The 17,431-nt window shown below is 62.0% G+C and carries 16 protein-coding genes and 1 tRNA gene; 4 read left to right on the top strand and 13 right to left on the bottom strand.

Translation table 11 applies throughout. The annotated features are described in order from the left end of the window. The first annotated feature begins 462 nt into the window (after positions 1–462). Positions 463–1,263: a transporter substrate-binding domain-containing protein gene (locus E9536_RS36600; RefSeq protein ID WP_021161832.1), complete on the top strand. Its 801-nt coding sequence runs from the start codon at positions 463–465 to the stop codon at positions 1,261–1,263. A 59-nt stretch (positions 1,264–1,322) separates the two neighbouring features. Here E9536_RS36600 and E9536_RS36595 read toward each other — a convergent pair whose 3' ends face one another. Then, a complete protein-coding gene (locus E9536_RS36595; protein WP_027788527.1) occupies positions 1,323–1,526 on the bottom strand; it encodes a hypothetical protein in 204 nt (67 codons plus the stop codon). A gap of 349 nt (positions 1,527–1,875) precedes the next feature. Beyond that, positions 1,876–2,418 carry a hypothetical protein gene (locus E9536_RS36590; RefSeq protein WP_136472496.1) on the bottom strand — a complete coding sequence of 181 codons (543 nt, stop codon included), beginning with the start codon at positions 2,416–2,418 and terminating at the stop codon, positions 1,876–1,878. A 21-nt stretch (positions 2,419–2,439) separates the two neighbouring features. On the opposite strand from E9536_RS36590, the gene E9536_RS36585 reads away from it, so the two are divergent. The 3 genes from E9536_RS36585 (at position 2,440) to E9536_RS36575 (ending at position 5,433) form a co-directional block, all read left to right on the top strand. Then, positions 2,440–3,918, top strand: a complete 1,479-nt coding sequence (locus E9536_RS36585; RefSeq protein ID WP_348772210.1) for a histidine kinase — start codon at positions 2,440–2,442, stop codon at positions 3,916–3,918. Between the two features lies 1 nt (position 3,919). Beyond that, positions 3,920–4,654 carry a LytTR family DNA-binding domain-containing protein gene (locus E9536_RS36580; protein ID WP_027788530.1) on the top strand — a complete coding sequence of 245 codons (735 nt, stop codon included), beginning with the start codon at positions 3,920–3,922 and terminating at the stop codon, positions 4,652–4,654. Between the two features lie 164 nt (positions 4,655–4,818). Next, entirely contained in the window at positions 4,819–5,433 is a 615-nt protein-coding gene (locus E9536_RS36575; RefSeq protein ID WP_124536112.1) for a hypothetical protein, read from the top strand. Positions 5,434–5,554: 121 nt separating this feature from the next. On the opposite strand, the gene E9536_RS36570 is transcribed toward E9536_RS36575, so the two are convergent. The 11 genes from E9536_RS36570 to E9536_RS36520 all read right to left on the bottom strand — a co-directional run bounded on the left by E9536_RS36570 (position 5,555) and on the right by E9536_RS36520 (position 17,431). Beyond that, on the bottom strand, positions 5,555–5,812 hold the full coding sequence (locus tag E9536_RS36570) for a PAAR domain-containing protein (RefSeq protein WP_081076294.1): 258 nt from the start codon (positions 5,810–5,812) through the stop codon (positions 5,555–5,557). Between the two features lie 14 nt (positions 5,813–5,826). Then, positions 5,827–7,308 (bottom strand): virulence factor, encoded by a 1,482-nt coding sequence (locus tag E9536_RS36565; RefSeq protein ID WP_211097519.1) that lies wholly within the window; start codon positions 7,306–7,308, stop codon positions 5,827–5,829. Then, on the bottom strand, positions 7,305–9,626 hold the full coding sequence (locus E9536_RS36560; RefSeq protein WP_230952135.1) for a hypothetical protein: 2,322 nt from the start codon (positions 9,624–9,626) through the stop codon (positions 7,305–7,307). The genes E9536_RS36565 and E9536_RS36560 overlap by 4 nt, the downstream gene beginning before the upstream one ends. Before the next feature lie 19 nt (positions 9,627–9,645). Beyond that, the gene (locus tag E9536_RS36555; protein ID WP_060194605.1) at positions 9,646–12,396 is read right to left on the bottom strand and encodes a type VI secretion system Vgr family protein; all 2,751 of its coding nucleotides are present in this window, start codon (positions 12,394–12,396) and stop codon (positions 9,646–9,648) included. Positions 12,397–12,696: 300 nt separating this feature from the next. Continuing rightward, complete coding sequence (locus tag E9536_RS36550) at positions 12,697–14,040, bottom strand: virulence factor (RefSeq protein ID WP_136472494.1); 1,344 nt, start codon at positions 14,038–14,040, stop codon at positions 12,697–12,699. Positions 14,041–14,684: 644 nt separating this feature from the next. Then, positions 14,685–14,891 carry a pyridoxal-phosphate dependent enzyme gene (locus tag E9536_RS36545; protein ID WP_136472492.1) on the bottom strand — a complete coding sequence of 69 codons (207 nt, stop codon included), beginning with the start codon at positions 14,889–14,891 and terminating at the stop codon, positions 14,685–14,687. A 3-nt stretch (positions 14,892–14,894) separates the two neighbouring features. Next, a complete protein-coding gene (locus E9536_RS36540) occupies positions 14,895–15,095 on the bottom strand; it encodes a hypothetical protein (RefSeq protein ID WP_136472490.1) in 201 nt (66 codons plus the stop codon). 179 nt (positions 15,096–15,274) lie between these two features. Beyond that, positions 15,275–15,350, bottom strand: a tRNA-Thr gene (locus E9536_RS36535). Positions 15,351–15,368: 18 nt separating this feature from the next. After that, a complete protein-coding gene (locus E9536_RS36530; protein ID WP_027788532.1) occupies positions 15,369–15,896 on the bottom strand; it encodes a ClpXP protease specificity-enhancing factor in 528 nt (175 codons plus the stop codon). A 71-nt stretch (positions 15,897–15,967) separates the two neighbouring features. Beyond that, positions 15,968–16,579 (bottom strand): glutathione S-transferase N-terminal domain-containing protein, encoded by a 612-nt coding sequence (locus tag E9536_RS36525; RefSeq protein WP_006400565.1) that lies wholly within the window; start codon positions 16,577–16,579, stop codon positions 15,968–15,970. 93 nt (positions 16,580–16,672) lie between these two features. Further along, positions 16,673–17,431, bottom strand: coding sequence for a cytochrome c1 (locus tag E9536_RS36520; protein WP_021161843.1), 759 nt, complete (start codon positions 17,429–17,431; stop codon positions 16,673–16,675).

Genomic DNA, 17,431 nt, shown 5'->3' with positions numbered 1-17,431 from the left:
GGCAGTTCAGGCAGCGGCCCGCGGGCCGCTGCCTGACGCGCTACAGTTTGCCTTTTCTTCTTCATTGGCATATCCATGACTTTTACACCTCATGATATGCCCCGCCCACGAAATCACGGATAGGTCCATCCGCGTCCAGGCGTCCAACTCCGTGCAATCCACTTTCATCATCAATTTGCTGACCCTGGAATCGCAATGAATTTCGAGTGATTTCGCACGTCACTCGCGATACCCGCGCAACAGCTTCTTGCGCGACTCCCCACGCCTTGTACGGCACCTCCCACACGCCAGTCACGCGGCCGGCCGCCCCCGCCCTGCTGAAATCGATCTCAATCAGGGCCAATTCGACTTCCGGCGCGGCGCGGTTGCGAGTAGTGTCTACATGCCCGTATTCCGGCCGCCCCCGGGTTCGACCGATACCCGGCGCTCACCACACACGACACTGACCTCTGGAGATCTGCGATGAAACGTTCGAAGTTCCTGCTGTCGGGCCTGCTGCTCGCGTCGGCCCTCGGCTTCACGGCCGTCGCCGCGCACGCCGACGACCTGCTCGACTCGGTCAAGAAAGCCGGCGTGCTGCGCGTCGGCCTCGAGGGCACGTACCCGCCGTTCAACTCGCGCGGCACGTCCGGCCAGCTCGAGGGTTTCGACGTCGACGTCGCGAACGCGGTCGCCGGCAAGCTCGGCGTGAAGACGCAGTTCATCCCGACCGAATGGAGCGGCATCATCGCCGGCCTGCAGGCCGGCAAGTTCGACGTGATCGTCAACCAGGTCACGATCACGCCGCAGCGCAAGGAAGCGCTCGACTTCAGCGAGCCGTACACGTACTCGGCCGCCCAGCTGATCCAGCGCAAGGACGACACGCGCAACTTCAAGTCGCTCGACGATTTCAAGGGCAAGAAGCTCGGCGTGACGCTCGGCACCAACTACGACCAGATGGCGCGCACCGTGCCGGGCATCGAGGTGCAGACGTATCCGGGCGCGCCGGAGAAACTGCGCGACCTCGCCGCCGGCCGGATCGAGGCGACGCTCGACGACCGCCTGATGCTGCCGTACATGATCAAGACGTCGAACCTGCCGCTGCGCGCGGGCGCAGTGCTGAACGGCGGCAAGCAGGAAATGGCGATCCCGTTCCGCAAGGGCAACCCGAAGTTCGAGAAGGCGATCAACGACGCGCTCGACTCGCTGCACAAGGACGGCACGCTGAAGAAGATCTCGATGCACTGGTTCGGCAGCGATGTGACGGTGCCGGTCGCGCAGTAAGCGGCCCGACACTTCAACGCGTCACGCCATTCGTTTCGGTGAATGCGTGACGCGCCCCCTCAAGCCGCTTCGTCGAAGCGCGCCAGCAGCATCTGGCCGACCGGTGTCAGCGCCGGGCGCGCGGCCACGGCGTTCATGCGCATCTGCGTATCGTCGACCAGCCGCTTCTCGACCAGCACGGCAAAAGCCGGATTCGACGGATCGACGCTGTCCGGCGCACGTGCAACGCGCAACAGCATCGAGAATTCATGCGGGCTCAGCATGGTCCCTGTCTCCTGATCGTCCGCGATCCGGTTCGAACCGGCGTCGATCGTATCTTCGAATGTAATGGCGCGTGGCATGACTGCCGCGCCGCCGGGAGCGAGATTCCGGCAGGCCTGCCTGCGACGCGGGCACGTCGTCGCGAGCGGGTTGCGCACGTCCCGGCTTCGGCGATGCCGCCGCGACGGGAACGTGCAACGTTATGGGCGCACCATGACGCGGCCATGACAGGAAAACAGGGCGCAAGACAGCGCGCGTTACATGCCGCTTCGATTCGATGCCGATCCAATTGACGAAGGCGGATCGCATGCTCGGCCGGCGGTTACCTGCTCGCCGGTTGTTTCGCACCCTTCATCGCGGGTCGACCGAATACGGGAACCCGCCGCTTGCCGATCCGCTCGCATGGCGCATGCAGCGCACGACCACGTTCACCGCGCGCCCGAGCGTCATCCCGACGAGCACACCCCATACCGCGAACGACAGCATCACGAAGCCGCTCGTCGCCGCCCACGCCGCGTGCACGGCGACCGCGTAATGGATGCCGGTCTCGGCGACGAACGTCAGCATCAGCGTGACGAGCAGGCTGGCGTCGCCAGGCAGGCGCACGCGCAGGCCCGACGACGCCGGACGATACTCGAGCCGCCACCGGCTCGCGTGCAGCCAGCCCAGCGCTGCGCCGCCCAGGACGGCCGCCAGCGCAATCGCGTTCGCGTCGATGCCGGCATGCGGAAAAAGCCCGTTCAGGCTGACGATGCCGAGCATCCCGAACGCCACCGGCAAGATCAGCGGTCGGGCCGCCGGCACCTCGCGCGGGAAACAGCGCTTGATGCCGATGTAGAGCAGCACGCAGAACATTACGTACACGTAAGGCTTCAGGTGAAGGAGCGCGGACATGGTCGGAGTCGCCTGGTCGGTGTGGACACGGCAACACCGTACTGCGCCGATCAGGCAGACGGCACGGCTTGCGACGGGCGGCCGGAATTTGCGGACGAGTTGCGCGTCGCGGCGATGATCGTCCGGCGAATCGGGACGAATGACGCGCCACCGAGTCCGGCCGCCGGCGACGTCCGAGCTGAATGGTCCACGCTCCCCCGCCGGCCGGCGCTTCGTGCTCGACGCGCAACCGGCAACACCCCGTGTCCTTCCGCAGCACCTTCCACTACACTCGTGGCGGAAACCGGCCAACCGTCGGCAGCCGACGCGCTTCGTCGCAGCCGCGCGCCGTTCGTCGCAACGCGCGCGTTATCGGCCCGTCCGGCAGTAAGGTCAGGCCATCGGCGCATCGCGCACCCACCTTCACCCGACACCATGCGAGCCACGTCCGACCCGTCGCCGATTCCGCAGCCACCCGCCGGCGCCCCGCGGCGGCGGCTGCGCGATCCGTCCGCGCTGCTCGCGTTCGCGTGCTTCAACTCGGTCGTCGGTCTCGGTTTCTGGGCGATCCATTTCAACGAACCGCTGCTGCCCTACCTCGTCGTCGCCAACACGATCGGCTTCTGCGCGCTGCTGTTCAGCCACGCCGCCGACCGGCTGCTGCCGCGCAAGCCGGGGCTCGCGCTGAAGACCATCGTGATTGCGCCGGCCAGCGTGCTCATCGGTTTCGAGATATCGGCAGCGATCGTCCGCGGGAACGTGCCGCACGTGTTCGGGCGCGCCCGCCTCGGAACGTGGGACAACTACGGGCCGTCGTTGCTCATCTCGGCGATCCTGTTCGTGTGCGTATCGTTGTTCCTGCAATCGATGCGCATGCGTGCGACGCTCGAGACCGAGCGCCGCGAAGCCGCCGAAGCGCGCCAGGCCGAGACCGCCGCGCGCCTGGCCCTGCTGCAGGCGCAGATCGAGCCGCACTTCCTGTTCAATACGCTCGCGAACGTGCAGAGCCTGATCGAGCGCGACCCGGCCCGCGCATCGACGATGCTCGACAGCCTGAACCGCTACCTGCGCGCGAGCCTGCGACGCACGCGCGATGCGACGTCCACGCTCGGCGAGGAACTCGAACTCGTTGAAGCACTGCTGAAGATCGCATCGATCCGGCTCGGCGAGCGGCTTTCTTATACGATCGACGTGCCGGCGGACCTGCACGCGCTGCCGTTCTCGCCGCTGCTGCTGCAACCGCTCGTCGAGAATGCACTGCTGCACGGGATCGAACCGTCCATCGACGGCGGCGTGATCGTGATTCGCGGCAGGATGCGTGGAGACAGGCTCGAACTCAACGTGATCGATACGGGCGTCGGCCTCGGCAAAAGCGACACGCGCCTGCATGGCGGCGTCGGGCTCGCCAATGTCGCGGCGCGCATCCGGACACTGCACGGCGAGCGTGGCCGAGTCTGCGTCGAAACGAACGCCGCCGCCGCGCATGGCGTCACCGCTACCCTGCTGATCCCGATCGACTGACATGCCGACCGCCCTCATCGCCGACGACGAACCGAACCTGTCCGCCTCGCTCGCGCAGCGGCTGGGGCAGCTCTGGCCCGAACTGGAAATCGTTGCGATGCCGCGCAACGGCATCGAAACGCTGGCCGCGCTGAATGCGTCGCCACGCCCGGACATCGCGTTCCTCGACATCCGGATGCCCGGCATCGACGGGTTGAAGCTCGCCGCGCTGGCGCCGGACGTGCATGTCGTGTTCGTCACGGCCTACGACGAATACGCGGTCGATGCATTCGATCGCGCGGCCGTCGACTACCTGTTGAAGCCGGTGACGGACGAGCGGCTGCTGCGGTGTATCGCGAAGCTTCAGCGCGGCGGGCCGGCGCTTGCGCAGGCCGATGCGCTTGCGCAGGCGGCACAAGCAAGAGAAGCGGTGCCGATCCGCTGGCTGACGGTAGGCGTGAAGGATGCGACGCGGCTCGTATCGGTCGACGATGTGCTGTATTTCCAGGCGTCGGAGAAATACACGGAAGTCGTCACGGCTGGCGAACGGCTCGTGATTCGCACGCCGCTGAAAGAGCTGATGCAGCGGCTCGATCCGGAGCGGTTCGCGCAGGTGCATCGCGGCGTGATCGTTGCGTATGCAGCGATCGATCGCATCGAGCGCGACTTGCTCGGGAGATTGCGGATTCGCGTGCATGGGCAGCGGGAAATGCTGCCCGTCAGTCGTGCGTATGCGGGGTTGTTCAGGCAGATGTGAGGGGCGTCTGCTTGCGGCACGCTTAACAAGGTTACGTTCCGACAACGCGTGAACGACACGTTGTCAAACCGCACACCATCCAACACAATCGCGCGATCAGGTTGCACTCGGCTGTATTGCCCCAAGTCGACAAGACACCCTCCCCACTGGCCGGCGCTGAAACGATGAAAACACTGCGTGGATTGACGACATGCGTGGTTGCAACGCTCGTAAGCGGCTGCGTCGCCACGCCTGATCTCATCGGCGAAAACACCGCGGGCATCGCGCCGACAGAAGCGACCGCGATCCTGGTCGTCGTGGACGGCAAGGCATTCGACAGGCCCGAGTACGGCAGCGAAGGGCACGCGTATCTCGCCGGACTGGGTGAAGGCATCCAGGCTGCACTGGCCGGTGTGCCGACGAGAATCGTCGAGCTGGACGAGATGAAGTTCGTGAATCCGGTACCAGCGGCACTGCGGGCCATGAGGCCGAGTCATACGATCCGCCTGTTCACGGAGTCCGGGACCACGCGTAACGGCACGCCCATCAGCGCGACGTGGCAAATGGAGGTATCGAATGTGACGACAACCCTCGTCCCGGCGACCGGCGACAAGCCGGGCGGTACCCGCTACACGATCAAACCGATCTACAAGGCGCGCGCCGATGGGGAGACATGTCTCGATTCGGACAGCTTCGCGAAAAAGTGCGGTGCGGCGATGGGAAAGATGTTTGGCGATACGCTGCGCGCCGCGCATGTGGTGCAGATGAGTGCGGGGACGGCCGCTCAGCCGGCCAACTGAAGGGCCGCGCGGGAATGACGAAGGGCTGCGCCATGCATCGCGCAGCCCTTCGCTGGACAGCGTGGCGGGTAACCGGGCCGAACCCGCTGTCACCTCGACTCGGCCGTCCCGGTCGTTCGAATCACGAGCGCGCCGAAGTCGGCAACGATGAAATCAGAACGGCACCACATGAGGTCTTGTGACCTTCGAACGCCGCATGTGCCCCCTCGATATCGAACTGCCCGTCGCCCTCGACGACGACGCACGGCCCATGTAACGGGCACGTGCAGCGGTCACCGACACGTGCGGGCGCACGCCCCATGACATCGCTGTTCGACGCGCCCGTCTCGACATAACCGCCGTGACTGTGGACGTCGCCCACTCGAATGATTCCTCGCATGATCGGTTATCCGGTCAGTAGGAGTAGCCCTGCATGCCATAGCTGGTGTCGTGACGACGGCCCCACCACGGAAGGTACGCATTGTTCTCGCCACGCGCGCGGAACCAGTCCTTGTCCGCATCGATCGGCACGACTTTCGACGGTGGCAACACCACCACCGCTGTCGGGTGCTGCGCATCCGTCGTCCCCGCCACCAGCACCTTCTCGCCAAGATGATTCGCCCGGCCGATCGCCAGCACCACGTCCGTCAGCGCCGTACCCGCTCCCATCGGGCCCAGCAGCGCCGGCGTATTGAACGTCTGCTTGCTGAAGTTGTAGTCCGGCAACACTTCCGTCAGCGTCTGCGACAACGCGCCGATCCGCTCCGACGCCGCCTCGCCGCCCCGGCCCGCGTCATGCACCACGAAGTTCAGCGACGGCACCGGCACGCCCGCGTTGCGCGCCGCGCCGTCGATCGTGGCCTTCCACGCCTGCACCGTGCGCGTGGTGCCGGCCTTCGCCTCGTAGTCCTTGACGTTGCCCGTCGCCGCGCGGCCGATCCAGGCCAGCGGTTCGCGCTCCGTCTTGAAGTTCGGCCCGACGAGGAACAGCACCACCATGTTCTCGTTGATCTGCGCGTCCTTCGGCGGGAAGCTCGGGGCGTCCCAGTTCATCACCCACGCGCTCTTGTCCGGGTTCGCCTGCAGGTAATCCAGTGCGCGGTTCAGCGATGTGAATCCGGCGTTTGCGCCGCCTTGGTTGACGTGGACGTCGGGCGGGGTGTCACGGCTCCAGAGATCCTGGAAGTATTTGTTACCGATGTTGAACTCCCGGGTAATGCTCTCCTGCAAATAAGCCTGAGCCTCGCCAGCGTCCAGTCTATCCGGCACGGCAAACTCCACATGGATACCAGCCAGTTCACGCCAATCATCCTTATTTTTGGACTTGACCGTGTAGAAATACTTGGCGTTCATCACATAGCGATCGCCGAACAGGCCAAGCAATTTGCGAACGTACTTGTGATAGAAACCTTTGAATGTTTCCGTTCCTTGGTTGCCGTACACCAGCGCACCAATTGACTGCAACTTCGAAAATTTCTGCGGCATCGTCCGAACCATATCGTCGTTCTTGTTCGGCTGAACAAGACCCATTGCCCATAGAATTTGCCATTCTGTTGGATAGTCACGACGTTGCAACGGATTCAACCACTCGAGTCCTACCACCTGCGCTGCGAACGGGGTAGAACTGTCACCCGTATTCACGACCGCAGTGTCTTGTTGCGCCGGCACGGCAGCCTGCGCAGGCGCCGCCATCATGATGGTCGACACGACAAACGTCAAAAGCGCAACCAAGGATGGCACTACCAACAATCGCTTCATCCAATCTCCCATGCTCAATTCGTCAAGATGCGTATGTCCAGCGAAAGCACTCAAGCTGTACATGATACCCATCGCGACAATCAACACTACGATGGCAACAACCAACCTACGGGGCTGGGTCGAAATGAGCTTACTCATACCCCCCCTCCGATTTTCAGATAGAGCTCGTTCTCACGCTCATCGACAATTTTTTCGGGACGCTTGGCCTCTTTGGCATTCTTGACCCACACGTGCACCGGCATGGCATCCTTCCCCGCCACCATTACTCCACTTTCGAAATAATCCGCGTAGTGCTTGCTTGGATGGTTCTCCGGCAGCGCCTCCCCAAACCGCCAATCCGCTTCAATCCGCAACTCGGTAAAATCCTGTGGCGACAGGTAGCACAATCCGATTGCGACGTCGTACGCCAGAGCCTTCTGCGCATGCTCCGGGTTCGTCATCGTGGTCGAGTGATTGGTCGGGTTGTTCAGCTTGCCGGCATCGAGGATGTCCACCACCTGCTCGTTATGCCATTCCTTGTAACCTTCCGGCGCGTCGCTCGTGCCGTCTTCCCCCATCACGTTTCCTTCGTCATCCACCCACGCCTTACGGCCGTCACGACGCGCACGCATCCGCAGGATCGCGTGATCTTCGTAACGTTGCGACGCTTCGCTATTGACGTCACCTTTGGCTATGTCGTCAGGCGATTGTGACTGGTAGGTATCGTACGGATCATCGGATTTCTTGTCCTTCTTCTCTACGTTCCGGGCTGAAGCGGGCGTATCGTATCCCTCGTTGAAATCGCTTTCGGCATCGCCATCCTTCACCTTGATCGGATTATCCAGATCATTGCTTCGGTACGTCTTCGGCGTGAACGGTTCGTCGAGTGCGGGCGCGTTTGCGTTCACCGTCCAGAATTCGGGAGGATCGGCATTAACGGGAAACAACTTGAAGCTCGATGTGGCCAGCGTCACCAGGTAGAGAACCGGTGCAGAAAGCGTTGAAAATAACATGGCAATCGGATTCTCGTTTCCGCTCAATGCTCGAACCAGTCCGAATTTTGCCGGCGGAGAAGGCGGAAACCAGAAACCGGGAGTCGTGCCCGTTTTACCGTGCCGCCAGTCGTTGATCCAATACCCGTAGTCACCGACTTTACCCACCTCCCAGTGCGTCGCAAACACCCGCTGCGTCAGCACGCCGTCTGCGCCGACATCAATGAGCTCCTTCGACGGCCCGTCCCCTTTGTTCTCGTCCTTGACGCGCCCGAGCCCGCGCCATCCGATACCCTGAACCGTCACGGCGGAGATCACCTGATCATGCGGGCAGCAATACAGTGTCACGCGGCCGTGGGTATAACCGTTCAAGCCGTGCGCACTCCGATCGGCGGCAGCTGAATACGGCTTGCCTTGCTCAGATGTCCGGCAATTGCCCATCTCTTTGTCGAGTTTGTCCGCCGGCGGTTCGAATGCCGAACGGGCGCGGATGATGTCGAGAAATGCGCGGAGTGTTTGCGTACGGGCCTCATAAGTCTCACGGCCACGCCCACCTTTGGAATCCTTGACACGCCGCTGGGACCAGGTATCCATTCCCGTATCGGTATTGGCGACGCTATAAGGGGGATTCGCCAGCACATAGGCATCGGCGACGCAGCGCCCCGTATTGCCCCAAGGGTCGGTCACCTCTGGCAACTGGTCGCCGAAGAATGCCGCCGTCAATCCAACCATGTTCCCCTGGCTGTGGCACACGATCGTGATCGGCACGTTCGCCTGCTTCCTGCGAATCGACTCCACCAGCTTGGCCAGACGCAACGCGGCGAGCACTCCGTAAGTACGGGGCGGAGTTCGATACAGCGGGCGCGTCGTCGGATTCATCGCCTGAACGGAGATCCAGCCGAAGATCCGGTCGTCGAGCCCCTCATGCCACAAGTCCGGCAAGCTCGAACAACCGTTCGCGAAAGGGCCGCCGCCCCAGTAGTTCTTCTCGTTCAGAAAAATCTTGTCCCCGTATTCCTTCAACTCTTCCTTGTTGGCCTTGTAGCCCCAGCGGAAATGGATCACCGGAGAAAATGAAGGGTCAGGCTTGATGTAGGTGTCCGGCAGAAGGTCGGGATTGAGAAAGCCATCGGGCGTCAAGCTATCCGTATAGTGAACGGGGCTCATCTGCCCGCCAACCACCCCCTTATGATCCAACTGATCATCGAGCCGTGCGAGCCGTCGATTCAACCCTTTGCATAAACCATCTTCTGCGCCCTTGTACCACTCCCCCTCCGAGTTCACACCGTGCACGAAGATGATCACGCCGGGCAACGGTTGCTGTTTGACGCAGATCAGTTCGCTATGCTGATTGAATAGTGTCGGTCCCTGGCCCTCTCCAACCACGACGCGCCGCTTGCGCGCGTGGATGCCGGCCTTGGCACCCGTAGCGGGCGACGCGCCGGGCGACGAAGGCCCCAGCGGATTCAGAAAAGAATCGGTCATGCGTTACTCCCCGGAATGCTCAGATATTTTTCTTGATGAACTGAACGGTCAGTTGCTCGAACTGGTTGCCGTTGATCGGCGACAGCTTGCCTGCCTCATCGGTCTGCTGGTCCAGCAGGTCGCCGGACGCCTTTCTGACCTCGGCATCGAATCCCGGTGCAGGCTGCCCGTCCGTTGCGCGGACCAGCTTCGGAACCCGCCCGAGCGGCGAGTGGCTGAACGTCGGTAATTCGCCGCTCATGCTGGCGGGCCCCTGCCACGAGTGGCCGGCCGACTTCACCGTGAACGTTCCCGGGCAACCCAGCTCGATATTCGCGCCGTCGAGCTTCAGGTAGGCTCCGCCAGACGTCATCAGCACGACCTGGTCCTTGCCCAGCACCGATGCCTTGCCGCCTGCCGCCGTCACCTGGAAATTCTTCGCGGAATCGATTTGCGTGTCGTCGTTCTGGCTTTGCATCAGCAACTTGCCTTGATTGGCGATCGTCGTGATGCCCGCACTCTGCGCGAACAGCCACAGCCCGTTGCCGGCCTGCATGTTCAGCTTCTGGCCGCTCGTGAATTGCAGATGGTTGGCGGCTACCTGATCGATGTTCTCGCCCGCATAGGTCAAGTGCGTTTTCGGCGTGATGTTCAACGATCCGGCCTGCGCGCCGAATGCCATCAATGCCTGTGAGGCATCGTTGCCGCCGGCGCCCGGCCCCCAGTCCTTGAACGCAGCCGACAGTGTCGACTGCCCTGCCGTGTCGGTCGCCTGCCCGCCGTGCTGCCCTGCATAATCGCCAAGCGATTTGAACAAGTCCGTGCACTGCTGAAGCAGCTGGATCAGTTCGTCACGGTCGAGCTGGCCACCGCTCGCCTGGGTGCGCGCGTAGGTCGTCAACAACATCCCCTGCGCGGCGCGCAATGCCGCAGCGGCATCGGTCCGGAGTTCCGCCCCCTGGCCGCGATCGGCACCCTGGCCGTTGTCGCGGGGCTGGGTCAGATACCCGAGATTCAACTGGGAATGCGCATGCTCGGATGCCAGTTGCGCACTGATTTGCTTCGGCGTGTCGTCGAGTCGAAGCTGGTTATACCGTTGCCCGCTGATCTCCTTGGTCTTGATACCGGTCAGGTAGCGGTTACCGGGCAGGCTGCCGGTATGACTGAATGCGGCCGGCATGTTGGCGCCGTTCGGCAAAACCCCGAGGATGATCAGGCGATCGGGATCGCCCCCCAGGCAGCCCAGCAACACTTCCGTATTGACGCGTGGCAGGATGGTCTGGCCGAAGGTCGGCCCCGCCAGGCTCGATGCAACGCGGATCGGCGCGCTATCGCCCAGGTTCCCGTTCGTTCCCGCACCTTGCGCATGGGTGTGATCCGCAGCGTCCTGGCCCAGGATCATCACGTACACGCAACCGGTCTCGTCGCAAGTCACCTCGTCCGACCCGCTGCCGACCACGCGCCCCGTGATCAACGGCGTAAGCGGCAGATCGATCTTCGTGTCGTAGATCGGCGTCAGCGGCGTGCCGCGCGGCACACACGTGAACTGGTTCTCGTAGCGCGTATCCTGATCGTCCGGTTGCTGGCTACCCGTCGTCGTCGGCTGCTCGAGCGAGTGGCTCGTCGAGAACAGCGTCTGCGCCCGCTCGCTCAGCTCCTTCGGCAAGTTGTTCCATACGTTATGGTGCAGCGACGTGAGCACGAACTGTCGCTGCTCGGCGGGCCGCGCATTCCAGTCCGAATCTCCGGTAATCGTCACCCAGGTGCCGATCTGGAGATCGCGAATGCCACTCTTGCCGTCGTAGCGGACCGCGTGCGCTTCGCGCGCCAGAATCCGGTCTTCGGTGATTCGGTCGAGGTCCGACCACGAGTCCGCCACGTGCGGGCTCTCGATCACGATATCGGTCAACAGCTGGGCCAGGTCGTTGCCGGCCGCTCCCTGGTCGAGACCGGCCGGCCGACTCGATTGGTCCACGTTCGCCTTCCGGTAATCCCAGGTCGGCCGGCTTGCTTCGCCCGAGATCAGTTCCTGGCGCATCGTCAGCACCGTGATCGTGTCGCGCTCTTCGGTGCCCGCATCGCGCGGGTGCAGCCGCACCGTACCCGACGGCCCTTCAGGCAACTTGTGCGGGTCGTCGCAAAACACCATCGTATGCACCGGCGGCTCATCGTCTTTCGACCGACCGCTCGCGCGTCCGGGGCGAACGAACATCGTGATGCCGTCGCGACGCAAGAGTCGCGACACGAAACGCGCATCCGACTCGTTGACCTGACGCATGTACGAACGCTTCGGATACCGGGACGAATTCAGTCCCGACAGATCGAACTCGAATGCACTGGCAAGCGTCTGACTACGTTGCCGCCATTCGTTCAGCACGACGTTGAGCACGTCGATCACATTGACGTTGCGGAAGATACGGGAGTTGGTGCGCTTGTGAAGCAGATTCACCGCATCGGTCACGGTGAACTGATAAATCGTAAGTTCACCATCGGATCGCCCGACCTGAACCGCACTGATGATCGCGTTGATTGCGTGCTTGCCGTTACGGTCGGTAACCAGCCCGACCGATACGGGCGCACCGATAAAGAGCTTGGGCGGGAGGCTTCCGTTTTGCGAAACGCAAGTCAGACGGCCATCGATGCCGGTCATCATGCTTTCGCGAATACTCACGTGCTGCAGGGCGAGCTGCGCGCCCAGTTCTTTTTGCGCAGCACCCCAATTCAGGGTTACAGGGCGCCGATTCGTATCAATCCCCGATACGAAATTGCGAAACGCTTCTCGGATATTCACGACGGTCTCTCAGTTTGATTCGTTATGGCGCACGAACCTCGGGTGCGCTGCCGCTGTTTCGCGCGATTTTATCAAATTGTCATAAAAACGAGTTTCTCACCTCCCGGAATTGACAATATTCCACAGAGCAGATGCTCTAACGCGAAAAGCGGGCAGCGATACATCCGCAAATCGAGTCTGGAATCAGGCAATCTCCACTAGTGACCGCGACGGGTTGCGTTGCCGTCCATTTCCAGACTTTCATCAAGGGCTGCGCCGATCGAACGTGCTCGGGGATGCCCCGCATGGCCAAGCTCCCGGTCAGTAGGAATAGCCCTGCATGCCATAGCTGGTGTCGTGACGACGGCCCCACCACGGCAGGTACGCATTGTTCTCGCCACGCGCGCGGAACCAGTCCTTGTCCGCATCGATCGGCACGACTTTCGACGGCGGCAACACCACCACCGCTGTCGGGTGCTGAGCATCCGTCGTCCCTGCCACCAGCACCTTCTCGCCAAGATGATTCGCCCGGCCGATCGCCAGCACCACGTCCGTCAGCGCCGTACCCGCTCCCATCGGGCCCAGCAGCGCCGGCGTATTGAACGTCTGCTTGCTGAAGTTGTAGTCCGGCAACACTTCCGTCAGCGTCTGCGACAACGCGCCGATCCGCTCCGACGCCGCTTCGCCGCCCCGGCCCGCGTCATGCACCACGAAGTTCAGCGACGGCACCGGCACGCCCGCGTTGCGCGCCGCGCCGTCGATCGTGGCTTTCCACGCCTGCACCGTGCGCGTGGTACCGGCCTTCGCCTCGTAGTCCTTGACGTTGCCCGTCGCCGCGCGGCCGATCCAGGCCAGCGGTTCGCGTTCCGTCTTGAAGTTCGGTCCGACGAGGAACAGCACCACCATGTTCTCGTTGATCTGCGCGTCCTTCGGCGGGAAGCTCGGGGCGTCCCAGTTCATCACCCACGCGCTCTTGTCCGGGTTCGCCTGCAGGTAATCCAGTGCGCGGTTCAGCGATGTGAATCCGGCGTTTGCACCGCCTTGGTTGACGTGGACGTCGGGCGGAGTGTCTTTGCTCCGGAGATCTTTGGCGGACGGATTTCCAATCTCGTAATTGTCGACGAACTCGCCTTGGAAGTACGTCTTCGCCTCTATCGGATCAAGTCGTTGCGGGATGGCAAACTCGATACGCATTCCCGCCAGTTCACGCCAGTCATCCTTATTCTTGGACTTGACCGTGTAGAAATACTTGGCGTTCATCACATAGCGATCGCCGAACAGGCCAAGAAGCATACTGACGTATTTGTGGTAGAAGCCCTTGAACGTTTCCGCCCCTTGGTTACCGTATACGAGCGCGCCTATTGACTGGAGCTTCGAAAATTTCTGCGGCATCGTCCGAACCATATCGTCGGTCTTGTTCGGCTGAACAAGACCCATTGTCCAGAGAATCTGCCACTCCGTCGGATAGTCGCGCCGCTGCAATGGATTCAGCCACTCCAACCCGACAACTTGTGCGATGAACGGCTGAGCGCTTTCGCTCGTATCCAACGCAGCGGCATCTTTCTGAATCACCGTATCGGCCTGCACCGGCACCACCATCACGACGGTCAACACAACAAACGCCAGAAGCGCACCCAGGAACGATCCTGTAGACAATCGATTCACCCATTCCCCCGAACTCTATTCGTCACGAAACCCGCGTGCAGCAAAAACACTCGAGCTGCACATCATACCCATCGTGGCAATCAATCAACGGAACGGAGTCGAGATCAGCCGGAGTGTTACCCATCCGATCATTGGAAAAATCTCACAGATATCAAGCAAACAACTTGAAAACCAGTATCAGAAACAGCCTTTACCCATAAACTCAATGCAAGTTGTCAGACACGTCGCAAGGAAATAAACCCTGGATATAACAAAGGGCCACGCGAATATCGCATGGCCCTTTGTTTCGAAACGTGGCGCCCGGGTACGACTATCACCACTCGCGAAGCCGCCCCCTTCCGCGCACAATCAGCCGCTCCGGCGGTTCTTCGACAAATACTTCAATTCCGAATCGCAGACCACCACTGCAATCGTCCTGCCACGCATCTCGCCGGCCAGCAGCTGCCGCGCCGACACGACGTTCGTGCCTGACGAAAATCCGCCGAAGATCCCTTCCTTCTACTCAAGCTCGCGTGCGATCCGCAGCGGTTCGCCCCCCCCCCTGCAACCGGCAGAAAACCGTCTGCGCGCATGTCGTTCAGAAACGGAAGATCGCTGATCGAATAGGCGCTACCCTGGATCGGATGCTCGGGTCGCGTGACGGGTTACCCCGCGATCGGCGCCGCCCCAACCGGCTCGACGGCATAACAGCGAACTGCAAAATTCCGTTCCTTGAGCGCCTTGCCGACACCGACACCGACACCGACACCGACACCGACAAAGCTACCGTCCGAACAGACAAAATCGACGAACCCGTCGATACGGCCATCGGTCGCCTCCCGGATTTCCGCCCCGGTCGTCCTGTAGTGCACGAGTCAGTTGCCGTCGCGATGAAACTGATCGGAGCGAAACGCACCGCGCTCGGCTTCGATACGCTGAGCTTCGCGGTCGATGAGTTCGAGATCGCCTTGCGACACCTGTGCGGGAACGGAGTCCGCCAACTGATCGACCCGCATGACTTCCGCGCACAACGCGCGCATCATCCTGGCGCGCTCCTCGGAGTTGACCTTCGACATCACCGCGACGAACGGTAATGTTCTTGCTATGGAGATTTGCCGGACAGATCGGGCAATGCCGAAGCGATTGGCCGGGCTAACTGTCGCTGCACAGAACAAACGACAACCCATGGGCCAGTAAAGTGAGCGCTGAAACGACGAAGGGCCGGGAGGAAAACCTCCCGGCCCTTCGTTCAATTTGGTGCCGGCTGCAGGACTCGAACCCGCCACCTGATGATTACAAATCAACTGCTCTACCAGATGAGCTAAGCCGGCGTAGCGCGAGATTCTACCTCATTTCACGATCTTGAGGCGAGGTCTGTTGCCACCTTTCGAACCGTCGCCATCGCCGTCGGTTTTCGGCGGTTCGTCGGCGCCTTCGGAGGGTTCCTCGTTCGCGCCGCGGTCGGCAACCGGCGTCAACGCAGCAGGCGACTCGTCGCGCTGCGCGTCATCCGCCTGCGCGGCTTCTTCGTCGAACGCGCCCGAATCCTCGCCTTCGCCCGCAACCGCATCGACCTGGAACGCCATCCCCTGCCCGTTCTCGCGCGCATAGATCGCGAGCACGTTGGCAACCGGAATCTCGATCTTGTGCGCCTTCCCGGAGAACCGGGCCGTGAACTCGATCCACTCGTTGCCCATCTGCAACTGGCTCGTCGCCTCGAAGCTGATGTTGAGCACGATCTCGCCGTCACGCACGAACTGACGCGGCACGCGCGTCGAGTTGTCGACCCTCACCGCGATATGCGGTGTGTAACCGTTATCGGTGCACCACTCGTACAGCGCGCGCAGCAGATAAGGCTTCGTTGAAATCTCTTGCATCACAATCCTCGAACCCGGAGCGGGCGCGCGGCACGCCGCGCCGCCCTCCCCGTCTTGCCTTCATTGCATCATCAACGACGCATGACCTTTTCGGACGGCGTCAGTGCTTCGATATAGGCCGGACGGCTGAAGATCCGCTCGGCGTACTTCATCAGCGGCGCGGCGTTCTTCGACAGCTCGATGCCGTAGTGATCCAGACGCCACAGCAGCGGCGCGATCGCGACGTCGAGCATCGAGAATTCCTCGCCGAGCATGTACTTGTTCTTCACGAAGATCGGCGCGAGCTGCGTCAGGCGATCGCGGATCGCGAGGCGTGCCTTCTCGTGATTCTTCTCCGCTGCCTTGCCCTTCTCGTTCTCGAGCGTGCTGACGTGGACGAACAGTTCCTTCTCGAAGTTGAGCAGGAACAGGCGTGCACGTGCGCGCTGCACGGGGTCGGCCGGCATCAGTTGCGGGTGCGGGAAGCGCTCGTCGATGTACTCGTTGATGATGTTCGATTCGTACAGGATCAGGTCGCGCTCGACCAGGATCGGCACCTGACCGTACGGGTTCATCACCGAAATGTCTTCCGGCTTGTTGAACAGGTCGACGTCACGGATTTCGAAGTCCATGCCCTTCTCGAACAGCACCAGCCGGCAACGCTGGGAGAACGGGCAAGTTGTGCCGGAATACAGAACCATCATGTTTGCGTTTCCTCAAAAAAGCCGAGGGCCGGCACGCGGCGAACCTCCTTCCGGGGTTCCACCTTGCGCCGGCCCCACGCCGGTCAGGCGTGATTACTTGATATCTTTCCAGTACGCGGCATTGAGCCGCCAGGCCAGGAAAGTCAGGACACCGAGAAAGATCAGCACCCATACGCCGAGGCGTTTGCGGGTCTGCTGAGCCGGCTCGGACATCCAGGTCATGTACGCCACCAGGTCGGCAACCGCAGCATCATAATCCACCGCGGACAGTGTCCCCGGCGTGACCTGCTGGAAGCCGACGAGCGTATGGACCTTCTCGCCCGTCTCCTCGTCCGTCTTGTCTTCGAATTTGGCAGTGCGCTGCCCCTGCAGCTGCCACAGTACATGGGGCATGCCGACGTTCTCGAACACCGCGTTGTTCCAGCCGGTCGGCCGCGTATCGTCGCGGTAGAAGCTGCGCAGATACGTATACAGCCAGTCGCGGCCGCGCGCGCGCTCCTCGACCGACAGGTCGGGCGGCGAGGTGCCGAGCCAGTTCTTCGCGTCTTCAGGCCGCATCGCGACGGACATCGTGTTGCCGACCTTGTCGGTCGTGAACAGGAGATTCTTTTCGATCTCCTTCTGGGATATGCCCAGATCCGTCAGACGGTTGTAGCGCATCAGGTTCGCGCTGTGGCAGTTCAGGCAATAGTTTACAAACAATTGCGCGCCGTGCTGAAGCGAAACGAGATTTTCCGTGTTATCGGGCGCCCGGTCGAGCGGAAAATTACCTTCCGCCCGCACCGCCGGCGCCACCAGCAGCGCACACGCGGTCGCCCCGATCAGCGCGAGTGTCGAAAGCAGTTTCTTCAT

It is taken from the genome of Burkholderia sp. LS-044, from assembly GCF_004803625.1.
In the GTDB taxonomy this organism is placed as follows: Bacteria; Pseudomonadota; Gammaproteobacteria; order Burkholderiales; family Burkholderiaceae; genus Burkholderia; species Burkholderia cepacia.
This window is presented reverse-complemented; position numbering and strand designations above follow the sequence as displayed.

Coding starts and splice junctions, on each gene's coding strand:
- E9536_RS36600 (WP_021161832.1), top strand. CDS start 463: ATGAAACGTTCGAAGTTCCTGCTGTCGGGCCTGCTGCTCGCGTCGGCC.
- E9536_RS36595 (WP_027788527.1), bottom strand. CDS start 1,526: ATGCTGAGCCCGCATGAATTCTCGATGCTGTTGCGCGTTGCACGTGCG.
- E9536_RS36590 (WP_136472496.1), bottom strand. CDS start 2,418: ATGTCCGCGCTCCTTCACCTGAAGCCTTACGTGTACGTAATGTTCTGC.
- E9536_RS36580 (WP_027788530.1), top strand. CDS start 3,920: ATGCCGACCGCCCTCATCGCCGACGACGAACCGAACCTGTCCGCCTCG.
- E9536_RS36575 (WP_124536112.1), top strand. CDS start 4,819: ATGAAAACACTGCGTGGATTGACGACATGCGTGGTTGCAACGCTCGTA.
- E9536_RS36570 (WP_081076294.1), bottom strand. CDS start 5,812: ATGCGAGGAATCATTCGAGTGGGCGACGTCCACAGTCACGGCGGTTAT.
- E9536_RS36565 (WP_211097519.1), bottom strand. CDS start 7,308: ATGAGTAAGCTCATTTCGACCCAGCCCCGTAGGTTGGTTGTTGCCATC.
- E9536_RS36560 (WP_230952135.1), bottom strand. CDS start 9,626: ATGACCGATTCTTTTCTGAATCCGCTGGGGCCTTCGTCGCCCGGCGCG.
- E9536_RS36540 (WP_136472490.1), bottom strand. CDS start 15,095: ATGTCGAAGGTCAACTCCGAGGAGCGCGCCAGGATGATGCGCGCGTTG.
- E9536_RS36530 (WP_027788532.1), bottom strand. CDS start 15,896: ATGCAAGAGATTTCAACGAAGCCTTATCTGCTGCGCGCGCTGTACGAG.
- E9536_RS36525 (WP_006400565.1), bottom strand. CDS start 16,579: ATGATGGTTCTGTATTCCGGCACAACTTGCCCGTTCTCCCAGCGTTGC.
- E9536_RS36520 (WP_021161843.1), bottom strand. CDS start 17,431: ATGAAGAAACTGCTTTCGACACTCGCGCTGATCGGGGCGACCGCGTGT.